This is a genomic window from Halodesulfovibrio spirochaetisodalis (assembly GCF_001672295.1).
Taxonomy (GTDB): Bacteria; Desulfobacterota; Desulfovibrionia; order Desulfovibrionales; family Desulfovibrionaceae; genus Halodesulfovibrio; species Halodesulfovibrio spirochaetisodalis.
This window is the reverse complement of the sequence record NZ_JXMS01000004.1, coordinates 40,017-63,699: the sequence shown is the minus strand read 5'-3', so window position 1 is coordinate 63,699 and position 23,683 is coordinate 40,017. Positions and strand designations below refer to the sequence as shown.

Genomic DNA, 23,683 nt, shown 5'->3' with positions numbered 1-23,683 from the left:
TTGATGAGAGTACTACGTTAGTAAGTACTCTTCGTCAAGGCAGGCCGTGGCTTTTGAACGATTCATATCATAATGATCGGCGCATTCGGTAGCTGCCTTTGTTATGCGTACTGGCTGTTCCACAGTCAGCCGTGCAATGACGTTTCTGTAGTGAGAAGTGAGAAGGAAATCAATTTTATGCTACTTCCGTACGGTATGGCATAAAGAGATGGTTTATTCTTAAAAATTACCATGATACATGTTTTTCACTACCTTGCATTGTGCAAGGTAGTCGAAAAGAGTGAATACAGGAGGAGTGAGTATGTCGTTGTGGATGCTGTTGTGCATAGGGTTAGTAGCAGGTTGCGTTGACGTTGTTCCTATGCTGCGGGCAAAGGTGCACAAATATGCTTGTGCTTCAGCTTTTGTTTTTCATTTGTACATGCCTGTACTGCTTTGGCAGATACATGTCCCTGTTGTGTGGTGGGGGAAAGGCGGGCTGGTTTACGGAATCTGTACGTTACCATTGGCAATTCTGGCTATGCGCGATGATAAAAAAGCTCCGTTTATTATGCTTCCTTCATCAATACTTATTGGTACCGTTGTAGGCTTGGCGTTTTGGATTCTGAATTGATTGATTCAAGCATACGTAACTGACAAAAAAAGCTTCACATGCAGTGTGAAGCTTTTTTTACGAACTTTACTTATGAGATGCTGCCTGGTTTGGCGCTATATACAGAAAAAGGATTTATGAGATATCTCATAAATCCTTATGTCTTCTGGTGGGCCTAGCAGGATTTGAACCTGCGACCTGCCGGTTATGAGCCGGAGGCTCTGCCAACTGAGCTATAGGCCCTTTATGTGCTGAGGAGGAGTAGCTAACACCTTGGTAACTCACTGTCAATTGCAAATCTGCAAAAAGATGCTATTGACGGTGGTCTCAACGTTTTTTTCTATTTCCTCAGAAAAAAATATATGCTGACGGAAGCACGCAGCAAAGTGCAACATACAGGAAATATATACAAATGTAATCAGAAACAGCTAAATTCTAAAGTCCCAACGATGCGAGAAGATTGTCAACATCTGACTGGGTAGCAGTGTCGCTTGGTCCTTTAAGCTCAGAGTTTGTTACTGGTTTGTTTGCATTCCCTTGTTTTGCTTGTGATTCGCGTTCTGCTTTTTTCACTGCAATAAAGTCACTGGTAGAGTAGAGGTCAGATACTGTTGTTTTGAGTTTTTGGAGCGCTCCGACAATACGGAGGATGCGCTGACCGGCAAGGTCTTGAAAGCTGAGTGCGGTCATAATTTCGTTCATATTCTGTGTAAGTTTGCTTTCAAGGGAAGCAAGAGCCGCAAGGTCTTTGTTGTCCGGTTGTGAACGGCGTGCATTTTGTAGGTGTGCAAGTGCGAGTTCACGCATCTGAATCTGGTGCTCAACAATGGTCATGATGTCATTTGTGGCGTTTTCAAGCGTCGTGTAAACAGCATCAAGCTGTTCAGATGCTTCACCAAAAAGCTGCGTGGCTTCTTTTTCTTCTGAAGGGTCTTGTTCAGCAGGACCGGCAGTGATTTCAGAATAAATTGACTGGAGACCTTCGTGCATCTCTACACTGAGTTTTTTGTAGAACTCTCCTTCCATCAATGCCTGTGTCAGGTGCTCACTAAGGGTGTTTTCTACACTGTTGGTAATGGTCTGTGTAATGCTGCCTGCGAGTTGGCTGGAAACGCGGTCGAGAATTTCATCCATTACAGAAGTGTCTGTGGTGGTCATGTAACAAGTCCCCCTGAGGCTTTGTTGAGGTGAGAAAGAGAATGTGAAAAATATAACTGCCAGTGAGAGCTCCGTAACTATGAATAATTATTACCTGAAAATCAACGGGTTCTACGCAGTTTTCCTTCCGTAAAAGGAATTGGTGAATAAATGTAACCGCTTCGCAACGTATTTATGACAAACAATACAATAAAAAAGCCCTCCTGTTTCCAAGAACAGGAGGGCTTATGCTTACATGTAAGAGCGGTACATCAGTTGTTGTACGAGATATTATGCTAGGCGTTGTGTTCGTATTTGCCTGCGTTCTTCTACAAATACATGGTGTACGATTTTTTCTCTGTCTTCTGCGCTTATTCTGCCAAACTCAATAGTTGCAGTTTTTGGGTCTGCTTTGATTACCTTACCACAAGCACCTGCAACACTTAACGGGAAGTCGCTGAGGAATATGAGCAGTTCAAGGTGCGCCCCTTCAGAAAGACCGTTTGTGTTTCTTACAGTTACCTGTGATCCGCTGAGTTCCAGAATTTCAATACGATTTGGAAAGTCCTCTTCAAGCTGATCGTGCTTTAAATGAGACAGAATCGCATCAAGTTTTGCATTCATATTCAGCAGAAATGAAACCATTGCTTCTGGTGTATGCGAGTTTGTAAGCTCTTCAACATCATTAGCTGAGTCTGAAAGGCCGAAACCGGAAAAACGGGACGGTTCATCTTTGTCAGTGAGAAGGCGCATACGGCCTTTGAGATACAAGGAGATGGAAGCAAATTCACGTTTTTCCATTATCTGGCTCCGTCGGTTAGATCATTCCATTTTCAGCATCTACGTGCATTGCATTTACAGGACAGACTCGTACGCACATACCGCAAGCAGTGCATCGATCGATATCAAATACAACAATTCGTTTTTCACGGTCAACAAATAGAGAACCATTAGGACAGATTGCCGTACACATACCACAGTGCATGCAGGAATCTTCATCGCGTGAGATTCGCTGAGTAACAGGGGTTACTACAATTCGGTTTTTTTCCAGATACTCGATGCCCTTCTGGTAGTTTTCCTTGGTGCCCATGATTTCAACGGTCATATGACCCTCTTTACGAGGGGTAATCTGTGCTTTCAAAATGTTGAAGGAAAGATCAAACATTTTGGTAAGGTCACAGATAACAGGTGAACCGGAAATGGTCGGAGGAAAAGTCAGATGGACGTTTTTACGGTACTCTTTTGTCATGTTGCTAACCAATTGCACTTACTTTTTAGCAAGCTCCTGCTTTGCGCGGGTTGCCTCAACTGATTTAGGGAATTCCTTAATCAGTTGATTCAGGCGGAACTTGCCGGCATTCTTTTTGCCTTGTTTAAGAAAACTGATACCCTGTTTTAACAGCGCCTGAGGGTATTTGCTGCTTTTTGTATATTTCTTAATAACATCTTCGTACGCTAATGTCGCACGCGGGTAGTTTTGCATCTGAAAGTACGCTTCACCCTGCCAGAACTTGGCGTTGGCAGCCAGTTTGGATTTAGGGTAGGTGCGCTCATATTCACTCCACATACGTTGTGCATCTTCGTAGCGACGCTCGTTGAATGCTTTTAACGCGTTGCTGTAGAGAGCTTCCGCAAGGTCTTCCGGTGCAGCTGTTTTAGGTGAAACAGCAGGCACAGCCGGTGTTGGAGGAGCAGGCGGAGTGCCTGACACTACTTGACCGTTCTGCTGTGGAAGCATCGCGTCGGCAGTCGTTGCAGTGGCAGCCGGTGCCGCACCTGTTGTTCTTGGTGCCGGAGCCGGAAGTGAGTTTTCAATGCCAAGCTGTGAGGACATCATACGAATTGCACTTTCAATCTGCGCAATACGGCTTTTAATGTCGGCTACGTCAGCTTCAATTGAAGCTACGTTGCCTGTCTCATTTTGTAAGTCTTCAAGCTGGCCTTCCATGGTAGCCACGGAAACCTTCATAGCTTTTAAATCAGATACTATATCAGCCTGTTCAGGGCGGACATTTTCAATTGCTTTCGACGTAGAGCCGAGGGAATTGTTAAGTGCAAGAATCTGTTGTTCCTGCTCAGATATTCTTTGCTCAAGTAAGTTGACTTGATCCTGCCTTACACAGGCGAAGAGAAAAAGCATACTGAAACAAATAAGGGTAATACGAACAGCAAGTCGCATGGATTATCCTCTCTGTTGGGGTGGTTTAGCCCATGAGGCCAGACCGGTAGTGCGTCGGAAACCGAACAGCAGGTAAAGAATTCCACCGATAACCGGCAGCATTACGCCGGCGAGCATCCAACCGTATTTTTCCATTGGTGAGGTGAATTCGTGTTTATATGAATGCCAAATAGACCACAGATTGGGCAGAATTGGAAGTGCAAGAGCCAGCACCAGCAGTGCTGGATGCTGATCAGTTAAGGAAAAGACATTAAGTATAGGCAGCAGATCCTTCATAATACTCCTCTCTTTATGCGATATCTTTGACAGTCAGCAGGATTAAGCCCGCGCCGACACAAATGCAGATGTCAGCAACGTTAAATGCCGGCCAATGGTAGTTTTTGTAATAAAAATCAAGAAAGTCGATAACAGCACCTATTCTGATACGGTCAATCAGGTTGCCTACCGCGCCGCCCAGAATAAGGCCGAGTGCTGTAAAAAGAAGTTTGTTAGGTTTTGCAGAACGCGTCATCAGATGTACTGCAATACAGGCTGCGACAGCTGCACCACTGAAGAGCCATATCTGCCAGTTTGTCTCAGTGTTGTTGAGAAAACCGAATGCAGCACCGCGGTTAAGTACATGCACTAAATTGAAAAAACCAGGAATAACAGGAAAGCCACTCCAAAGGGGAATGTTCTGGACGGTGAGCCATTTGGTGAACTGATCTGCAATAACGGAAAATAAACCTATTCCATATACGATCAGGTAACGATTGCGCATGAACCCTCCATGGACGGAAGCACAAATAAAAAAGAACCTGCCGCAGCAAGTCCGGCAGGTGTCTGAAAAACGAGAACTTGCTTGTCTTTTGTGAGTACGTTGCGCTGCTTTCTCCCAAGACGGGAGGGGGAGTCGAAGTTATGTCAGCAGCCTGCTTCGTCTCCGGTTACGCAGCCATATGTGTGGTTGGATCGAATTTGCGTAAGCATGACCAACCGGTTGTTTCAAGTATCAGGAGAGCACGGCCTTTGCACCGTGCTCTCCTGATATCTATATTCTTAATCTTCTGTCTGCAGCACGCCTGTACAGCGTGGGCAGATAGTAGGGTGTTCGCCGTTGGTGCCGAGTTCATTGCTGTAAATCCAGCAACGTTCGCATTTTTCACCTTCAGCTTTAGCAACGGTGATTTTGAGACCTTCCACTGTTTCAGACTCAAATGCGTCAGCAGGCGCATCTTCGAGTGCAGCTGTTGAAAGCTGGGAAACAATGAAGTTTGCACGAAGATCAGTCTTCAGTGCTTCAAGTTTTTTTGCAATCGGTGCTGCCATGTACAGGGTAACATGAGTATCGAGAGGGTGACCTACGATACCTTCCTTACGCACAGGCTCAATCGCTTTAGTCATTTCAGAGCGAACCTGCAGCAGCATATCCCAGTTTGCACGCTCTTCATCAGTAATGGAGAAGAGCTGCAGTTCCTTGGAGGAGAGTGCAAATACAGTTTCTACTTCCGGCTTGAGACCTTCAGGGATGTATTTGAACACTTCTTCCGCTGTGAAGCTGAGAACCGGAGCCATGTTGCGTACCAGCAGGGTTACGATGTGCAGCATTGCAGTCTGTGCAGAGCGACGCTCTTTGCTGTTTGCAGCAGAAGAGTACAGGCGATCTTTCAAGATATCGAGGTAGAAAGAAGAAAGATCGGTTGTGCACAGGTTATGCAGTGTGTGGTAAACCTTGTGGAACTCATACTCAGAGTATGCAGCCTGAATTTTTTCATGTGCACGGCAAACAAGATCTACTGCGTAGCGGTCGAGTGGTTCCATTTCTTCAAATGGCACGAGCGCATCTGCAGTAAGGTCATTGATGTTACCAAGCAGGTAGCGGCTTGTGTTACGGATGCGGCGGTAGGCATCTACAAGACGGCTCAGAATTTCTTCAGAGATACGAACGTCTTCGCGGTATTCAACAGAAGAAGCCCACATACGGAGGATTTCAGCACCGTATTTTTTGATTACTTCTTCAGGTTCAATGCCGTTGCCCATAGATTTGGACATTTTTTTGCCTTCACCGTCTACAACGTAGCCGTGCGTGAGTACTTCTTTGTATGGAGGACATCCACGGGTACCCATTGAGGCCAGCAAGGAGCTGTGGAACCAACCGCGGTGCTGGTCAGAACCTTCAAGGTACATGTCAGCAGGGAAGCTGAGTTCCGGACGCTGCTCTACAACTGCGGCAAAGCTTGTGCCGGAGTCGAACCATACGTCGAGAATGTCTCTGCTGCGTTTCCAATGGTTGCCGCCACACTTAGGACAGGCAAGACCTTCCGGCACGAGGTCAGTAATGTCTGACTCGAACCAGTAGTCACAACCTGTTTTGTGTTCAGCAAATTTTTCTACAATGCCTTTCACCCAGTCTGTGTCGTACCACGCTTCATCACAGCTCTTACAAAGCAATGCGATGATTGGCACGCCCCACATACGCTGACGGGAAATACACCAGTCAGGGCGGTTTTCAATCATATTGTAGATACGTTCTTCGCCCCATGCTGGAATCCACTTAACGTCGTTACGGATTGCATCAAGGGAACGCTTGCGAAGATCGTTAGCTTCCATGGTGATGAACCACTGAGTAGTAGCACGGAAGATAACAGGCTTTTTACATCTCCAGCAGTGTGGGTAGGAGTGTTTTACCTTGGACTGAGCAAGGAGGTTGCCTACTTCTTCAAGCTTTTCAATTACCTTAGGGTTAGCTTCGGTAACGGTAAGGCCTGCGAAGAACTCAACGGAATCGAGGAAGCGTGCTTCGTCGTCCATTGGGGAGTAAATTTCAAGACCGTATTTCTGACCGACTTCAAAGTCTTCCCGACCGTGACCAGGAGCTGTGTGAACGCAGCCGGTACCGGACTCGGTAGTAACATGATCACCAAGGCAGATTGGAGATTCACGGTCGTAAATAGGGTGCTTTGCAACAAGACCTTCGAGTTTGTCACCAGTTGTTGTGCCGACAACGGAGTAGTCTTCCCATCCGAAGGTCTTAGCGTTGTCTTCTACCAGTGCGGATGCAAGAAGGTAGAAGTCGCCGTTTACAGCAACAAGGCTGTATTCAAGCTCAGGGTGAACAGCGATGCCCATGTTATCAGGAATAGTCCACGGTGTGGTTGTCCAGATAACAGCGAATGTTTTAGCTGGATCAGCCTGCGGGAATACTTCCTTAACACGCGCATCATTCATCGGGAAGCGAACGAAGATAGAAGGTGAAACGTGGTCGTCGTACTCAACTTCTGCTTCTGCAAGAGCAGTTTTACAGGAAGCACACCAGTAGATCGGCTTTTTGCTGCGGGCAACAGAGCCGTTTTCCATAAAGCGACCAAGTTCACGGGCAGTAGCTGCTTCGTAAGACGGGTGCATGGTGAGGTATGGTTTTTCCCATTCACCAAGTACACCGAGGCGTTTGAATTCTTTACGCTGGATGCCGACATACTTTTCTGCGTATTCGCGGCAAACCTTACGGAAGACATGCTCAGGGATAGTGTTTTTCTTATCACCAAGCTGCTGTTCAACTTTAAGCTCAATCGGGAGACCGTGGCAGTCCCAGCCCGGAACATACTGAGCTTTTTTTCCCTGCATGTTCTGAGACTTAATAATTATATCTTTAAGAACCTTGTTCAGTGCATGACCAAGGTGGAGGTGACCGTTAGCATACGGAGGGCCGTCGTGCAGGACGTACTCACCGTTTTCGCCGCTAGCAGCGAGCATTGCATCGTAGGCTTTTTTGCTTTCCCATTCTTTGAGCATTTCTGGCTCTTTCTGGGAGAGGTTGGCCTTCATAGGAAATTTGGTTTTTGGGAGATGCAGCGTCTTTTTGTAGTCGCTCATGGGAATCTCTTCCTCCGGAAGTAACATTGCTGAAATAAGTCAGTTAGATTGAGTTAAATGCTTGCTAAAGTCAAGATCACAGCTGTGATGAAGAAAAATAACTTTTTTGTCAAAAGAAAAAAGTCCCCTGCAGGTATTCTACAGGAGACTTTTAACAACTATATTGCATAGAGCTAAAAAGCACCCGGCGTACTTTCGTTAATTCCTGCCATTTGTCTGAGCAGACGCAGCGTCTCCTGTGCTTCGTCAAAATCTAGCTTACGAAGGGCAAACCCTGCGTGAACAATCACAAAGTCACCTATCTCTGCAGGGCTTTCTAAAAGCATAGTAGAGGCGTCAATGTACGTTTCACTTTGCCCAACACGACATTTTGCCATGGTATCAGACTGAATTTCTACAACTTCAGCAGGAATTGCAAGACACATAAGCACTCCTAGGAACAGCGTAATGCTGATTGTTCAACAAAAGATATTCCGGCAGGCTATTTTGTGAAAAAAGCACCACCGGACTCGGTTATTTCCTGAAGTACAATGTCACACATTGAATCGAGTTTGCAAGCTACTTCTGATGAGAGATTTATATTCATTGTTTCATAGTCATTAGGTTCCATGCCTATGACCACAGTGTCCGGTTTGTTCCCTAATAATTCGCAAAAAATAAGCGTATCCACAAGATCTGTCTGGTGCATTGAGTTGTTGAAGCCAAGGCTCTTGCGTAGATCCTCGCCCACAAGGCGGTAAACGGAGCCTGCTTTGTCACCGCATAATACGGCGTCTACGACAATCAGTTTGTCATAGTTAACGATGTGATCCATCAGCTTCATACCAAGTGTACCACCATCAAATATCGTTACATTGTCTGAAAAGGTATAGGCAGAGGATAGACGTTCGACAGCACGAACCCCGAGGCCTTCGTCTGTGTACAGCGTGTTGCCCACGCCAAGAACAAGAATTTGAGGAGGAGTAGCCATGAGTGTTTTTCCTTTTTCTTTGCTGGCTGAAGAAAACAGCAACAGGTTGAAAACAGCGGGAAGGTGGCTATAAAGTTTGTTATGACAGGTCAGGGAGCCTCATCCAAGGCTCCCTGACAGGCAAAACAACTGAAAAGGTGACCCTTTTCTTATCTGATTTGGAACTTGTGTACTTTATTGGTTTTACCGTCGATAACATGAACGCCGCAGGCGATACATGGATCGAATGAGTGTACAGTTCTGAGGATTTCAACAGGGCGTTCTGCATCGGCAACTGGTGTGCCAACGAGAGCTTCTTCAACTGGAGACAAGAGATCATTTGCACAGCGAGGGCCGAGGTTCCATGTGGAAGGCACTACAAGCTGGAAGTTTTCAATTTTTTTGTCCTTGATTCTGGTCCAGTGTGAGAGTCCGCCACGAGGAGCGTTAACAAAGCCGACACCCTCAGCTTGATCCACCATGTCGATGTCTTCGATGATCTGGTTTTTACCAGCAGCAAGGTTGCCTTCAAGCTGGTTGAGCATGTCCACGCAGTGTTCTGCAACCACAGCAGTTTCAATGCCTCTGGCAGCAATACGGCCAAGAGTTGAGTACATGTTCTCAACTTTAATGCCGAGCGTGTTGATAACGTGGTCTACCAGCGGCTTCACTTTTGGATGCTCTTTGGCATAGGCGACAAGCACCTGTGCCAGCGGGCCGGTCTCCATAGCTTTACCATCATAGCGCGGAGCTTTCATCCACGAGTAACGGTCTTCACCGAACATGTCTGTATATTTAGGATCGGTTACGCCTTCATATGGATGGAGTGCCTTATCGCCTTTGTACCAGCTGTAGCGGACATGCTCTGCGATTTTGTCAGGATCAAATTTTTGAATGTTATCAAACTTACGATCCATAACAATGCCGGCAGGGAAGTAGCGGTTATCCATTTCCTGCCCTTTGGTCGGGAATTCGCCAAAGGTCATGAAGTTTGTACAGCCGCCGTATTGTGTCCAGTCTTTGTACTGACCTGCGATGGCAATAAGGTCTGGAATATAGACCTGATCAATGAAGTTTTTGGTCTGCATGACCAGATCGCGGAACTGTTTCAGCTTGTCTTTTTCTAAAGACTTGTAGCAAGTTACGCCGCCAACCTGCATGAATTGCGGATGCGGGTTTTTTCCACCGAAGATGGCCATTGCGCGTGCAGGAAGAAGCTGGATGCGCAATGCTTCCAAGTAATGGGCGGTGCCTATAAGGTTGAGTTCCGGGCTCAAGTAGTAACCTTCATGGCCGCCTAAGAAATATGCGTTGGTAAACGGACCGAGCTGGCCGCTTTCAACAAATTTCTTGAGGGTGTCCTGTACGGCTTTCAGATCTTCTGCTTTAGTCTCACGAGGAGAAATGGAGTTGGCAATGGAAGCAGCTTTTTTAGGATCTGCCTTTAACGCGCCTGCAACATCAATCCAGTCCAGTCCGCAGAGATGATAGAAGTGCACAATGTGGTCATGCATGTATTGAGATGCCATGACCAGATTTCGAATGAGTGTGGCGTTTTCCGGAATAGTCACCTTGCATGCGTCTTCAACTGCACGGGTGGATGCAATACCATGTACGTATGTACATACACCGCATGAACGTTGCGTAAAGTGCTGGGCATCTTCCGGCTTACGTCCTTGAAGGATTATCTCAATGCCGCGGAACAGAGTTGAAGAACTCCATGCGTTGGCAATTTTGCCATCTTTTAACTCTACCTCGATTCGAAGGTGTCCTTCGATACGCGAGATAGGATCTACAACAACTCTGCCGCTCTTGCTGCCCTGAGGGGTAACAGGGAATCCAGAGGAATTGCTTTTCATGTATCTTGCTCCTTGGGATAGGCTAACGGTTCAAGCTGCTAGTTTTCATAGAACGGAGTCATTTCGTCCCAGAAGTCTGGTTCAGAGCAGCCGATACACGGGTGACCTGCTTCCACAGGCCAGTTTACCTGATTGAACTTGATTGTAGGGCAGTTGTTGTAGGTGTCAGGTCCCTTACAGCCCAGTTCATATAGGCACCATCCCTTACGAGCCTCTTCGGAATTAAACGAAGGGGCGAATTCTCCTGCATCAAAATGCGGTAGGCGAGGGCACTGGTCGTGTACAGTAGTACCGAAGAATGGGACAGGACGCTGCAGATCATCAAGTTCCGGCGCTTTCTTTTCTGCAAGATAAAAGAGAATGGTGTGTACAAAGTTGTACGGGTTAGGAGGACAACCCGGAACATTGATGCCCACAATCTTTTTGTCTTTAAGAACTTCGTTGACACCTTTTGCGCCTGTCGGGTTAGGAGCAGCAGCCTGAATACCACCATAGCACGCACATGTGCCGTGGTTGATCAGAGCTGTGGCTTTAGGGGCAATTTTTGTCACAATGTCATACATGGTATGACCGGCAACTTTACCATAAACGCCACCGTCTTTGGTCGGGATACCGCCCTCAACAGCAAGGATGAATCCATTAGGGTTTGCAACAGCCTGTTCAAGTGCTTTTTCAGCAGCATCACCGGCAGCAGCCATAATTGTTTCATCATAATCTAATGAGATAGTATCAAAGAGAATCTCTTGAATGTACGGCTCATGCGCCCGAAGGAGAGCTTCGGTACAGCCGGTGCATTCTGCACAATGCAAATACACAACAGAAGGGCGAAGTTTAGAGGTGACTGCTTCGGCAATCTTGGCGCCGAATGCTGGAGCCATTCCGAGGGATACCGCAGCAGCAGTACAGTACTTGAGGAACTGACGGCGGGAGACCCCTTTTTTCTCCAGTCGTTCAACGACATCGTCTTTGCCGAGACCTACAGAAATTTTCATACAACCTCCTTATAAGGAAGGACACGGTTTGCACCTGGGTGCTACACCAGACGTATAAATACTGTTGGCTTCATCTGTAACATCTATAAATAATGAAGAAGTCAACTGGTATAATTGGCATCAACATAGCATGATTGATTTTTTTTTCATAATAGAAAAATAAAATATCATCGCATGATTCTTATTATATTCTGGGGAAGTATGAAATAAGGCAGGGAGAAAGAAGAGATAGGAATGGTACATAGTGAACTGCGTATGATACGCAGTTCACTATGATTGAGGGCTATATTTGGTTAAGCAGGTTTTGCTTTTGCAGTTCACAGTCGGGCATTGTCGGCTGTTCATCAGGAACCGGCATTTCATTGAATGCTCTTTTCCAGGTAAGAGCAGTGTCAGCAAACGTATTCAGTTCTTTTTCAAATACGGTGATATCTAGTCCCGTGGTTGGAAGTCTGTTTAGCAGAGCAAGTACGTTGATGCTGCGGAGCAGGGTAAATCTGCATCCATTGAGGTGTCCCCAGAAAAGATTCAACTCCAGCGCATCTGCCATGAGTTGTTCTGTGCCCTCAGCAACAGGGCTGAGCAGCATAAGACTGTCAGTTGCATCATCTATTTCTAAATGAATTTCAAGATCGTCGAGGACTAGTTTACAGCTTCCGGTGTCATTTAGTGCTATTGAATCGAGATCAATAATTTTACCGAACTCTTTCAACACGTTTTGTACAATAGCAAGGTTATCCATATAAGTGTGTCCCGGGTGAGTTACAAGTTAGCGAACAATTGATATGGCTTTTTATCTTTGGCGTGATGAACCATTATTTTTGCAAGTTCGTCAAAGTTCGTTGTATCAAGCATAATCCCCTGCATCTCTGCAGTATATGCGGCACTGCTGATAGCTTCTTTCATTGCAAATTTAGTTTGCGCCTTATCCAAGGTTATACCCTCTTTTTGCGCAATTGTTTTTATTAATTCGGATGTTATGTATGCCTTTGCACTGACTTTGACTGTGGTTGCCAGTGTTTTTAATTCGTCCTTCAGTTCAGTATTTGTGTGGCGTACATGTTTTGCTGCTCCCATTTTGATGGCTTTGGCAGTATTCCATGCAGAATTGTGTGACAGTGCTTTTGTCAGCGCTTTTTCTGCCAGATCCAGAACCTTTTTTTTATTGAGAGTCGTACCTTCTGGGAGCTCCCGAACATCTTTCAGAACTTTCGAAGTGACATATTCTGTACGAGGTTTGGAGAGATGTTTAGGCGATTTTCCCATCTTATGTAAAATATTCAGTAACTCTTTTTCGTCCTGAACAACACCCTTTGCCAAGTAGTGGTTTTTAATGGTGTTTGTGATCGGGTTAGCATTTTTAGTTGTTTTTGGAGCAGGAGTTCCCATGTCAGAAACTGTGGTAGCTGTTGTCTCCGTATGCGTTGTAGCTGCAGTTGCATGTGTATGCGCTTTGGCTATGAGTTTAGATAACGGGTTCAAAGAGCTTTGGCGTTCTGTCTGAGTTTCAGAGTCGCACATGACCGGTGTATCGGTTTGTGTGCCCATTTCCCGCGTTTGTGGCTTAGGGTTCAACTCAAGATATTTATGAATGGCTGACGCTTCGTCCATAACGGCTCGTACTTCACCACATGTAAGAAGCGTTGTCTGGCTTCCTGTTCCAGTTGTGAGCCCAGAGCCGGTTCGAACAATGTCCATACCTTTAAAACGCTCTTTTGTGTTTTCCAGAGCGGCTGTAACTGTGGCTTCACCGTACTTTTCTTTTAATCCACCGAAAAGTTGCCAGGCTGCGGTATTACTGTTGGATTCCTCTTTATTGCGAAAGTCTGTGCAGTATTCTTTGAAGATACCAATGGATTCAAGAACAGAGACGATACGTCCTTTCCATGATTGGCCTGCACGTAACTGCTTTCCTTTGAGTTCAACAGTGTCGTTGCTATGGGTTAATTTATCAAATCCTGAAAGCCCAAAGAGCTGATGGTTGTTTTCAATAACTTTCATAGTCTTTCCCCGTAGAGTTGTCTGGTAGTACGTAATCTATGAAGTCAGTTAGACTTGATAGATACATGCAAGGTGTGTTCCTAAAAGAAGATCAATCGAAAAAAGGGGAGCAACGCTTAGTAGTGGCACAGATACCTGTGTGCACTTGTAGACTGAGGGGGGTAAAAAAACGGTAATGAAGCAGAGAAAATGTATATTTGATGACAAATAAAATGGCATGAGTAAGAAATGTTGGCAGCAAGATTATGTGATACGACGTTTGCACATGGCATTTGTGCATAATGAAAAAAAGCCAAACTCAGACATGGGAATGTTGAGTTTGGCTTTGCTTGTCTTTTTGTACTGCACAGGCACTTAGCGCACATTGTGAGCAGGAATCTTGTCAGCAAATGTAGGTGGTAAAGAACATATGTTGCTGCAAGCAATACAGAAGGTATGGCTAATTCATTTCGGCTATGATCTCGTTAATGCGCTTTCGGGCATGTGAGACAAAGTTATCGAATTGTCCCTGACATACTTCGGACAGTCCGATGTTCCATGTGGTTATGTCATGCGGCTGCATGCCGATAATTTCCATTTTCGGGCGTTTGCCGCAACGCATTTCACACATCTGCAGAGAATCTAGCATGTCGATATCGTGAATGGAGACTCGCTGTTTTTTATTGGAGCGGATATCATCTTCTGTAAGTTCGTAGATTGTACCCGGCTTGTGTTCTGCGTGAATTACATCAAGGACGAGAAGTCTGTCGTATCCTTGAAACAGAACGTAAATATCCTGAGTAAAGGTTCCAGCTTCCATAACAGTAACGTTTTCAGGCCATTCTTCTTTCCAGAGAATTTCGGCAGCATGAACGCCGACACCGTCGTCTGTTAAGAGCGTATTACCAATGCCCAGCACTAACAGTTTTTCCATGATCAGTCCTTTAAGCAACAAGATGAAAAAGGTATATACGAAGTTCGTTATCAGTAAAATAAACCCTGATACATGAGCAAGTTTTTTATGGCAGCATACCGGCAAATGAGCGGCAGTTGCGAAGAAAAAAAGAGGAACCCGAGGGTTCCTCTTTTAAAGGTACGTTCAGAAGCGAGTCTTATTCGAACTCAACAACGGAAACTTTACCGGTCTCTGCGTTCATCACGTGAACGGCACAGCCCAGTCATGGATCGAAGGCGCGAATGAGACGCGCCACGTTTACCGGATTGTCAACGTCCGGTACAGGAATACCGATGAGAGCTTCTTCAACAGGACCGCGTACACCCTTGTCATCGCGAGGGTTACAGTTCCAGAGAGTAGCAGATACAATCTGGTAGTTGTTGATTTTGCTGTCTTTAACGTCAAGGTAGTGGAGCAGAGCGCCGCGAGGTGCTTCTGTGAAACCAGTACCTTCACCGGATTCTGGGATCTCGTAAGCAGTAAAGGTCTCTTCGTCAGGTTTAACTTCTTTGAGCCATGCTTCAATGAAGTCGAGCATGTACCAAGTTTCCTCAGCACGTGCTACGTGACGTCCCATGAGGGAGAATGCTGCATCTTCACCGAGGTCGCGGAAGTTCTTAGCATCCAGGCCGAACTTTTCTTTCAGCATCTTTTGACCAACAGGTGAAAGTGGAGGGTTCTCAACCCACATACGTGCGAGAGGACCAACTTCACAAGCAACACCGTCGTAACGAGGAGCTTTAACAAAGCTGTATGCACCATCTTTGTGAGGAGCAGGAACAGTTTTGCCTTTAGAGTAGTGAAGACCGGAAGTGGAATCTTCAAACCATGAGTATTTTACATCTTCATGGATTTTTGAAGGATCAAAGTCGTGGTCTTTACCATCATAGTATACACCTGATTTCATCATGAACTTGGAGTTTGCATTATCAAGCGGGAATACGCCGTATGCAACACAAGCTTTATGACCCTGTCCAACTTTGAACAGGTCAGGGTATACGGAACCGACAGTGTAAACAGTCGGGAGGTATTTATTATTTACGAAGTCGCGAACTTTCTTGAAACGAACTGCGTATTCAAGAATGCGATCTTTTGTAGGCATTTCAGATGTGCCACCTGCAATGATACCCTGCACGTGAGGCATTTTACCGCCCCAGATTGCAACCATTTCGTGACAGATAGCGCGTACGTCGAGAGCTTCGATGTACTGATCAACAGCAGCTGCGTTAACAGCTTTGAGATCTTTGTTGCGATCTTCAAGAAGGTCGGACTTCTGGTAACGCGGTACAAAAGGTGCGCTGTCAGGGCCTTGTACAAAGTCCTGTGCAGCAAGATGGTAGAAATGCAGAATATGAGACTGCAGGTAGTTAGCGCCAAGGATGAGGTTACGTGTAACACGACCGTTGTCTGTTACTTTAGTACCAAATGCTGCATCCTGAGCCATAACAGAAGCAGTAGCGTGTGCGGTTGGACATACACCACAGATACGCTGAACGATCTGAGAAGAGTCACGAGGGTCACGGCCACGAAGGATCTGCTCAAACCCGCGGTACATACCGCCGGAAAGCTTTGCGTCCACAACTTTGCCGTTTTCAACGGTAACGTCAGCTTTCAAATGGCCTTCGATTCGGGTTACCGGATCGATTGCGATATGAGCTGCTTTTCCGCTGCCTGCTGCTCCATTTCTTTTGCAACCAGACATGTTAATTCCTCCTTAGGAATGTATAAGGGCGCACAAGCCGTTATTAAGCAGGCTCGTAGAACGGGGACTTGCCGTCAGGGAAATCAGGCTCAACACAGCCGATACAGACAGCGTTCTGGACACACCAGTTGATACCGTTGTTCCATTTGCGTTTGTAACAGTCTGAGTTGGTGTCCGGACCTTTACAGCCAAGCTCCATGCGGCAACCCTTAACTTCAGTAAACTTAGTTGCCAGAACGTCGTTATCAAAGTCGTCGAGGTAAGGACAGTTGTCGTGAATGTTCTCGCCGAAGAAAGGAGTAGGACGCCCTTCATCATCAAGAATTTCAACAACCTTACCAAGGCCGTCTGCGAGGCCGTGCTTATTGATAGCGTCAAGAGCAACAGTTACTGTTCCAACGATCCAGTCTGGATGCGGAGGACAACCAGGGATGTTGACAACCGGTGTAGCAATTTCTTCTTCTTCGAAGAATTGGCGTACACCTTTAGCATCGGTCTGGCTTCCTTCAGCTGCAGGAATACCACCGTATGCAGAACAGGTACCTACTGCGAGCACAGCTGCTGCTTTAGGGCCAAGTTCTTTCATTGCGTCAACCATGGTAATTTCTCTGTGGTCGGCTTCGCCGATAACACAGTATTTACCATCAGCTGCGGTAGGAACACTTCCTTCCACAACGAGGAAGAATTTACCATCGTACTTGTCTGCAATCTTGTACATGTGTTCGATTGCAGGTTCGCCTTCCCATGCCATCACTGTAGGATGGAATTCGAGGCTGATAACTTTGAGCAGTACGTCTTTAATGTGTGGGTTGACAGAGTTAAGCAGTGATACGGAACAACCCGTACAACCAGAACCCTGTAACCATAAAACTGGAGGGCGATTGCCGTTAAGTGAACCTGAAATCGCTTCACAAACAGCTGGGTTGAACATCTGGGAAACCCCAAGTCCAGCCACAGTCCCTGTACACAGTTTAACAAAATCACGCCTATTGAGACTCATCCCTGCCTCCTTGCATTTTGGCGTTTGTAAACCATAAGTATCAAACGAATCTATAACGTTGAAGAACAATAAAACTCGTACATCCTGCTGGCAAAATGTGTCAATAAGATGCCGATAATTTCTCCTGTAATTTATAGAAAAAGTTAATAAATGGAGTTTTGTGCGATGACTGTTTGCTCAATCGAGTCACTATGTAGCATTAAATGTAAATAAGTGGCACGACTGGTTGAGTAACTAGTTTGCTTCGTAGCAAAAAAGAGGCAGATGGATGTAAAAATGTACGGTGAAGTGTGGAGGGAAACAAAAAAAGCACCAAGACATGCTGTCTTGGTGCTTTGGTCTGTGTGTTACGTTGAAAATTAATTAGTTACCTGGTCGAATCATGACGAACAGCAACATGCTCATTCGTCAGTTACAGTGCGTGGTGGAGTTTCCAAAAGGACACCTCCTGAACATCAGATTCTATCAGTTTCGTTTCAAAGGTGAACTAACCAACTTTTGATAGTATTTCACTTAGTGTGATTACAGCTTAACTCGTAACAATGACCAGATCAATATATTTTGTATAATTTTTTAAACTTTACACATTAAGCCAAGAAGGACGGGGGTTGTCCGGCTACTTTTTCGCTTTTCTATTACCGAACAACATTTCATACTGCTTACGCTCGGCAGGCATTATGTCTCTGTTTTCTGTAACAAAATAGGATGCCTGTGTTGCTCCTTCATGAATGTTTCGTTGTCTGCACTCGGTCTTGGTGTCTTTAGGGAAACAATCTTTCTTTGACATAGCTGCTCCTTTTTTATGGTAACAATACCATAAGTGGGGAGAGGGAAGAATATATTAGACTCTCCGAAGGCAGAGTACTTTGGTGATCTTTGAGGTATAGCTTGCAAATACAGATGTTATTTTTTTCAATGCCTGAAAATAAATCATTCGGCAGCACGCTAGTGTGCTCATATTTGCTGACCATTCAGAGGACATCATGATTGCGTCGGGAGCAGGTGAAGACAGGCAATGGTAGGATATGCTTCATATTGTATTGTAGAGTATCACTTATGGTTGACTTATCAGCCTTGGCATGATTTCAACTCTACATGAGTTCTATACGTAATCTTGCCCGAATCGCAGCCGAAATTTGTCCGGCCATATCGACATCATCATCTTCTGTAAAAGGCCGTCTTGCTCCTTCGCCTACCGGATACATGCATTTAGGGAATGCATGGTCCTTTCTTGTTTGCTGGCTTGCAGCTCGTAAGGCCGGTGGCTCACTCGTTTTACGGATCGAAGATATAGACCCCGACAGATCAAAGCCAGAATTTGTAGAAGGACTTATTGAAGATCTGCACTGGCTCGGTCTGGATTGGGATGAAGGTGCCGATGTGGGCGGAGATAATGCTCCGTATACGCAGAGCGAATCTACCATGCTATATGAGCGAGTGATTACAGCGCTTGAGGATGCCGGTCTGGTTTATCCGTGCTTTTGTACAAGGAAAGAACTCCGGTCGTTGGCTTCTGCACCACATATGCAGGACTATGGTAATGCATATCCTGAGCTTTGCTTGCGGCTTTCTGATGATGAAAGGAGAGAGCGAGAACGCTCGGGGCGTAGAAGCTCCATGCGGCTTCATTGCCCTAAAGATGAGATTTGCTTCACGGACACCTTGCATGGCGATTGTCATATGAGCTGGAAAGAATGCGGTGGTGATTTTCCATTGAGGCGTTCTGACGGAGTATTTGCATATCAGCTTGCAGTCGTTGTTGATGATATAAGGCAAGGCATAACTCAAGTTGTGCGCGGTGAGGATATCCTTCACTGTACGCCACGACAGGTCTACCTATATGAGCTGCTAGGGTGCAGACCTCCTGAATACATTCACCTGCCACTTGTTCTCGATCATGAAGGGGAGAGGTTGGCTAAGAGACATGGGCATTTTGAGCTGCGTAAAATGCGTGAAGCCGGAATTACTGCTGAGGCAATTGTCGGGTATTTAGCATTTCATGGTGGGTTGATTGCTGAATGTAAACCAATGGCTGTACAGGAGCTGTTGCAGCAGTTTTCTATAAAGAATATTTCAGTGCGCTTTTTGCAGCTTGAAGAGGATGTTATCGAACGGCTCCAGAAGCTGTCCTCTGCTTGCTGAGCAACTGTAAAATATATAGGGTGTATATCTGAGCAATTTTGAGCATTGTTATGCAGTCAAATTTGTTGCAGAAAAAAATCGGCACAACAGAAAGAAAAAGGTGGGAGTGACTATGCAGTTGGATACAGTGTTTACAAAGGAAAAGTTGGGCGAGTTGTTCCCGGCATCTAAGACGGACGAATTTTTCGATGCATTATACGGTGAAGCTGAGAGCGGTGCGTACGACATTGAGCTGGCTTTCATAGCAGCAACTGGCGATACGTTGGAGTTCGCATTTCATTTAAATCAGCGTAACGGTGCTTGTCTTGCTTGTAACTTAACGTACGGACTTCCGCAGGTGTTCATGCGTCATCCTATTATTAATGTTAAAGGTGTGGTGGATGAAATTGCGGCAGCAGCAGGTAAAGAAGCAGTGAGCTTTGAGCTTGGCAGGACTCAGGAGGAGTCTTGTGCTCGCCATAGCATCCCGCTGTTGGTTAAGATTTCTTAGTGCTTCGTTTTCTTGAAGCACTAAGTTCATATTTTGAGCATAAAAAAAGGAAGAGAATTATCTCTTCCTTTTTTTCGTCCTAGTAGTGCAGACTAGTCGTTTTTAATACTGCGGGAAATAAATTTCAGGACTTCATCGTAGAGGTTGGCTGGCGCGTATGGTGTAAGCAGTCTTGTTCGGATCGCACCAACCAGATTACAGGTAAGAACAGTGGTGGTTTCATGAGCAGGTAAATCTCTGATCGAACCGTCTTCTATTCCTCTTCGTACATGATACTCAAGCTCTCGTGGTACTTGATTGAATTTTTCATACATGATGTCGCGATCAGTTTGAGTTTTCATGTCTGAGTATGGAGAGCAGCGAACGAGAACAAGGAAGTGTGATTCCGGTGTTACGGAGTAATCAAGATATGTTCGGCAGAAATTCATTACAGAATCATAGCCGGTATTACCTTGTGCACATGCTTCTCTCAGCTTGATAATGAAGTCGTCGAGAACATCCAGTCCAGCTGCCAGAAACAATTTTTCTTTGTTTCCGTAATGGTGTGTAAGCAGTCCAAGAGCTACTCCTGCACGTTCTGAAATTTTCTTGAACGTGGTTTCAGAGTAACCATACTCACCAAAGAGCTCTTTTGCAGCCAGTAACAGAGCTTCTTTTTTTGTCATTGTCATAGCTTGACCCAGTAGTTTTAGGGTTAATCCAGTAGTGTTTCGCGGCAACTCAAAACACTACTTCACAAACTGTTTGAGCACGCAATAACGCTTAGCTCACAAATTTTTTTGCGTCAATGCGTGAGAAATAAATTTTGTCTTGTTGTACCGAGGGGTTTGGGCTGATATCTGCTTTGAAAAATAAAATAAATTCAAGCAGTAATGGGGGTGGTTAGAATGCAGGATGTGGATTTCAGTAGGGCAGGTCTATACAGCAGTAAGAATTTATAATGCCAGAATACACGAAAATACGGGTGCACTACAGTTGAATACAATGCGAAAAACCAGCGTTACACTGTCACTGTAGCGCTGGTTTTTTGCTATAGTTTATTCAGACCATTTTTCGAGTGATGTTTCAATGAAGTCACAAACGCGTGCGTGTTCTTCTTTTCCGGTTCCTTCTATAGTGAACGGAGCACCAAAGGAAAAATGAACCTTTTTGGCGGTGTCAATCGGGCCGAACTCTTTGCTAAACTTTCCGCATCCCCAGCAATCTGTTTTTAATGCAAGCGGTACAATTGGAACACCGGCTTTTTTCGCAAGCTTGACTCCTATTGAGTTAAATTTTTTGCGATCAAACTGCGTGCTGCGTGTGGACTGTGGAAAAACGATGACAGATTTTCCCTGTTGAAGCTTCTCGGTTCCTTCAGAAAGAACTTTTTTCAGGTCTTCTCGAGGATTAGTACGCTCCAGAGCAATTGGATTGCGGGAAGCCATGAGGTCACCGAAAAACGGGTAGGTAAGCAAAGAGCTTTTTACCACAAAGGTCACCGGCTTATGAGGTTGAATTATTGCAGGGAGGACAAATGTTTCCAATGTACTCATATGGTTGCCTATGAATACACAAGGCGAATCAAGTTCCGTAAAGGCAGAAAGATTGTCAAATGAAAGAGAAACGCCGACACGTTCCAGCGCTTTGATAATATCAAGGCTCCCTTTGACCCATGCCTGATCGGAAGACTTCCCTTGTTTTGCCTCTTTGTTTGCAAAATATGCAGTTTTGGCCATTGAAGGGTAAAAAGCAAAAGAAGGTAACAGGCTGGAGATAAAGCCTTTAGCATCTTCAGGTGTAGTGTATGTGTTACTGTACATTACAGCGTAATTTTTCATGTATTCTCCGGTCAATCGAAATAACGTGGACAATGTTGCATCTTGCTATCATAGAACAAACTTGCATTACAACGTGTTAGATCAAGTCTAAAATCTTTCTAAGTCTATCACTGAGAGTGGTTACCTTATTGGAAAGACGTGATTTCCTTTTCTGGACAATTTGCAGCAAATGCGCAAAAAGGGGAAAAAATATTTCCATAATATCGATCGGCGTTCTGTTTTCACATAAACGAAAGATATTGTGGAGCGGAATAGAAACCAGTAGCTGTTATTCAGTTTACTAATAGATTCAAGGTGGTAATATGAGTCAGAACGAGCCGGATAAAATTATTTATTCAATGGTTCGCGTGACAAAACGTCACGGCCAGAAAGAGGTATTGAAAAATATTTCTCTTTCCTATTTTTATGGTGCAAAAATCGGTGTGCTGGGTCTTAACGGCTCCGGTAAATCCTCTCTTCTTAAAGTTCTTGCAGGTGTTGATACTGCTTTTGAAGGTGAAACACATGTTTCTCCGGGATTTACAATCGGTTACCTTGAGCAGGAACCTCTTTTGGATGAAACACGCACAGTACGTGAAGTAGTTGAAGAGGGTGTCGGTGACGTAATGGAACTTATTAATGAGTTCAACGACATCAACGCTAAGTTCGCTGAGCCGATGGAACCTGAAGAAATGGATGCTCTCATTGAGAAGCAGGCTCAGGTTCAGGAACAGATGGATGCCAAGGGCGCGTGGGACATTGACTCCCGCCTGCAGATGGCAATGGATGCATTGCGTTGTCCGCCTGCGGATACACCTGTTAATGTTATCTCAGGTGGTGAGAGACGCCGTGTGGCTTTATGTCGTTTGCTGTTGCAGAATCCGGATATTTTGCTTCTTGACGAACCGACTAACCACCTTGATGCAGAATCAGTTGCCTGGCTTGAACGCTACCTGCAGAACTTCCCGGGTACTGTAATCGCTGTTACTCACGATCGTTACTTCCTTGATAACGTGGCTGGCTGGATTCTCGAACTTGACCGTGGCCGCGGTATTCCGTGGAAAGGTAACTACTCCAGCTGGCTTGACCAGAAGCAGAAGCGCCTTGCTCAGGAAGAAAAGAAAGAGTCCGAGCGCCAGAAAACGCTTCAGAGAGAACTTGAGTGGATCCGTATGTCCCCAAAAGGCCGTCATACCAAATCCAAAGCACGTATCAGCGCATACGAATCTTTAGTATCTCATGAATCCGAAGCGCATGCGAAGGATCTTGAAATTTACATCCCACCGGGACCACGTCTTGGTAAGCAAGTTATCGAGATGAAAGATGTTACGAAATCTATGGGCGATAAACTGCTTGTAGAGAACATGAACTGCATCATCCCTGCCGGTGCTATTGTGGGTATTATCGGGCCTAACGGTGCTGGTAAATCCACCACCTTTAAAATGCTTGTCGGTGAAGAACAGCCAGATTCCGGTGAAGTTAAGATCGGTGAAACTGTTCAGTTTGCTCATGTTGATCAGGGACGTGACACCCTTGAAGCTGGAAAGTCTGTGTACGAAGTGATTTCCGGTGGATACGATACTGTTAAGCTCGGCACACAGGAAGTGAACTCCCGTGCATACTGCTCCCGCTTCGGTATTACCGGTGCGGATCAACAGAAAGATGTTGCTGTTCTTTCAGGTGGTGAGCGAAATCGTGTACATCTTGCGCAGATTCTTAAGTCAGGTGCTAACGTTATCCTGCTTGACGAACCGACAAACGACCTTGATGTAAACACCATGCGTGCACTCGAAGAAGCACTTGAAAACTTCGCAGGTTCCGTACTGGTTATCTCTCACGACCGTTGGTTCCTTGATCGCCTTGCGACTCATATTCTTGCGTTTGAAGGTGATTCTCAGGTTGTATTCTTTGACGGTAACTACACAGAATATGAAGCTGACCGCAAAAAGCGTCTTGGAAAAGAAGCTGACCAGCCTCATCGTATCAAATACCGCAAGCTTACCCGCTAGTAGTCAAATTGAAAAAAAGCAGGCTCTGCAGGGCGCTGTGATGATA

Annotated in this window: 23 protein-coding genes and 1 tRNA gene; 4 read left to right on the top strand and 20 right to left on the bottom strand. The window is 45.4% G+C overall.

The window, feature by feature from the left end:
- The first annotated feature begins 301 nt into the window (after window positions 1-301).
- Window positions 302-613: a hypothetical protein gene (locus tag SP90_RS03400; protein ID WP_066852597.1), complete on the top strand. Its 312-nt coding sequence runs from the start codon at window positions 302-304 to the stop codon at window positions 611-613.
- A gap of 146 nt (window positions 614-759) precedes the next feature.
- Here SP90_RS03400 and SP90_RS03395 read toward each other — a convergent pair.
- The 18 genes from SP90_RS03395 to SP90_RS16590 all read right to left on the bottom strand — a co-directional run bounded on the left by SP90_RS03395 (window position 760) and on the right by SP90_RS16590 (window position 17,984).
- Window positions 760-835, bottom strand: a tRNA-Ile gene (locus tag SP90_RS03395).
- A 192-nt stretch (window positions 836-1,027) separates the two neighbouring features.
- Entirely contained in the window at window positions 1,028-1,750 is a 723-nt protein-coding gene (locus tag SP90_RS03390; RefSeq protein WP_066852595.1) for a protein phosphatase CheZ, read from the bottom strand.
- Window positions 1,751-2,020: 270 nt separating this feature from the next.
- Window positions 2,021-2,530 (bottom strand): hypothetical protein, encoded by a 510-nt coding sequence (locus SP90_RS03385; RefSeq protein WP_066852593.1) that lies wholly within the window; start codon window positions 2,528-2,530, stop codon window positions 2,021-2,023.
- Between the two features lie 16 nt (window positions 2,531-2,546).
- Window positions 2,547-2,978: an NIL domain-containing protein gene (locus SP90_RS03380; RefSeq protein ID WP_066852590.1), complete on the bottom strand. Its 432-nt coding sequence runs from the start codon at window positions 2,976-2,978 to the stop codon at window positions 2,547-2,549.
- A gap of 18 nt (window positions 2,979-2,996) precedes the next feature.
- Window positions 2,997-3,908 (bottom strand): tol-pal system protein YbgF, encoded by a 912-nt coding sequence (gene ybgF, locus SP90_RS03375; RefSeq protein WP_066852588.1) that lies wholly within the window; start codon window positions 3,906-3,908, stop codon window positions 2,997-2,999.
- Between the two features lie 3 nt (window positions 3,909-3,911).
- Entirely contained in the window at window positions 3,912-4,184 is a 273-nt protein-coding gene (locus tag SP90_RS03370; RefSeq protein ID WP_066852586.1) for a PLD nuclease N-terminal domain-containing protein, read from the bottom strand.
- Between the two features lie 13 nt (window positions 4,185-4,197).
- Window positions 4,198-4,668 carry a signal peptidase II gene (lspA, locus tag SP90_RS03365; RefSeq protein WP_066852585.1) on the bottom strand — a complete coding sequence of 157 codons (471 nt, stop codon included), beginning with the start codon at window positions 4,666-4,668 and terminating at the stop codon, window positions 4,198-4,200.
- Between the two features lie 278 nt (window positions 4,669-4,946).
- Window positions 4,947-7,760, bottom strand: a complete 2,814-nt coding sequence (gene ileS / locus SP90_RS03360; protein WP_066852573.1) for an isoleucine--tRNA ligase — start codon at window positions 7,758-7,760, stop codon at window positions 4,947-4,949.
- Window positions 7,761-7,933: 173 nt separating this feature from the next.
- Window positions 7,934-8,185, bottom strand: a complete 252-nt coding sequence (locus SP90_RS03355) for a HypC/HybG/HupF family hydrogenase formation chaperone (protein ID WP_066852572.1) — start codon at window positions 8,183-8,185, stop codon at window positions 7,934-7,936.
- A gap of 56 nt (window positions 8,186-8,241) precedes the next feature.
- Entirely contained in the window at window positions 8,242-8,730 is a 489-nt protein-coding gene (locus SP90_RS03350) for a HyaD/HybD family hydrogenase maturation endopeptidase (RefSeq protein WP_066852570.1), read from the bottom strand.
- Between the two features lie 149 nt (window positions 8,731-8,879).
- Window positions 8,880-10,568 (bottom strand): nickel-dependent hydrogenase large subunit, encoded by a 1,689-nt coding sequence (locus SP90_RS03345; RefSeq protein ID WP_066852568.1) that lies wholly within the window; start codon window positions 10,566-10,568, stop codon window positions 8,880-8,882.
- 38 nt (window positions 10,569-10,606) lie between these two features.
- The gene (locus SP90_RS03340; RefSeq protein ID WP_066852566.1) at window positions 10,607-11,560 is read right to left on the bottom strand and encodes a hydrogenase small subunit; all 954 of its coding nucleotides are present in this window, start codon (window positions 11,558-11,560) and stop codon (window positions 10,607-10,609) included.
- Window positions 11,561-11,843: 283 nt separating this feature from the next.
- Window positions 11,844-12,302, bottom strand: coding sequence for a type III secretion system chaperone (locus SP90_RS03335; protein ID WP_066852563.1), 459 nt, complete (start codon window positions 12,300-12,302; stop codon window positions 11,844-11,846).
- A gap of 20 nt (window positions 12,303-12,322) precedes the next feature.
- Window positions 12,323-13,561: a hypothetical protein gene (locus tag SP90_RS03330; RefSeq protein WP_066852562.1), complete on the bottom strand. Its 1,239-nt coding sequence runs from the start codon at window positions 13,559-13,561 to the stop codon at window positions 12,323-12,325.
- Window positions 13,562-14,000: 439 nt separating this feature from the next.
- The gene (gene hysD, locus SP90_RS03325) at window positions 14,001-14,474 is read right to left on the bottom strand and encodes a NiFeSe hydrogenase maturation protease (RefSeq protein WP_066852561.1); all 474 of its coding nucleotides are present in this window, start codon (window positions 14,472-14,474) and stop codon (window positions 14,001-14,003) included.
- 244 nt (window positions 14,475-14,718) lie between these two features.
- A complete protein-coding gene (hysA, locus tag SP90_RS03320; protein ID WP_066852559.1) occupies window positions 14,719-16,197 on the bottom strand; it encodes a NiFeSe hydrogenase large subunit HysA in 1,479 nt (492 codons plus the stop codon).
- 43 nt (window positions 16,198-16,240) lie between these two features.
- A complete protein-coding gene (gene hysB, locus SP90_RS03315; RefSeq protein ID WP_066852557.1) occupies window positions 16,241-17,197 on the bottom strand; it encodes a NiFeSe hydrogenase small subunit in 957 nt (318 codons plus the stop codon).
- A gap of 616 nt (window positions 17,198-17,813) precedes the next feature.
- Window positions 17,814-17,984 carry a hypothetical protein gene (locus SP90_RS16590; RefSeq protein WP_157471178.1) on the bottom strand — a complete coding sequence of 57 codons (171 nt, stop codon included), beginning with the start codon at window positions 17,982-17,984 and terminating at the stop codon, window positions 17,814-17,816.
- A gap of 308 nt (window positions 17,985-18,292) precedes the next feature.
- On the opposite strand from SP90_RS16590, the gene gluQRS reads away from it, so the two are divergent.
- Complete coding sequence (gene gluQRS, locus SP90_RS03310) at window positions 18,293-19,339, top strand: tRNA glutamyl-Q(34) synthetase GluQRS (RefSeq protein ID WP_082936269.1); 1,047 nt, start codon at window positions 18,293-18,295, stop codon at window positions 19,337-19,339.
- A gap of 112 nt (window positions 19,340-19,451) precedes the next feature.
- Window positions 19,452-19,829 carry a pancreas/duodenum homeobox protein 1 gene (locus SP90_RS03305; RefSeq protein WP_066852555.1) on the top strand — a complete coding sequence of 126 codons (378 nt, stop codon included), beginning with the start codon at window positions 19,452-19,454 and terminating at the stop codon, window positions 19,827-19,829.
- Window positions 19,830-19,921: 92 nt separating this feature from the next.
- Here the strand turns inward: SP90_RS03305 and SP90_RS03300 are convergent, their stop codons facing one another.
- Both SP90_RS03300 and SP90_RS03295 read right to left on the bottom strand, forming a co-directional pair.
- Window positions 19,922-20,500: a TetR/AcrR family transcriptional regulator gene (locus tag SP90_RS03300; RefSeq protein ID WP_066852553.1), complete on the bottom strand. Its 579-nt coding sequence runs from the start codon at window positions 20,498-20,500 to the stop codon at window positions 19,922-19,924.
- Between the two features lie 366 nt (window positions 20,501-20,866).
- Window positions 20,867-21,649 carry a lysophospholipid acyltransferase family protein gene (locus SP90_RS03295; protein ID WP_066852546.1) on the bottom strand — a complete coding sequence of 261 codons (783 nt, stop codon included), beginning with the start codon at window positions 21,647-21,649 and terminating at the stop codon, window positions 20,867-20,869.
- Window positions 21,650-21,951: 302 nt separating this feature from the next.
- Here SP90_RS03295 and ettA point away from each other — a divergent pair, with 302 nt between their 5' ends.
- Window positions 21,952-23,637: an energy-dependent translational throttle protein EttA gene (gene ettA, locus SP90_RS03290; RefSeq protein WP_066852544.1), complete on the top strand. Its 1,686-nt coding sequence runs from the start codon at window positions 21,952-21,954 to the stop codon at window positions 23,635-23,637.
- The last annotated feature ends 46 nt before the right edge of the window (window positions 23,638-23,683 follow it).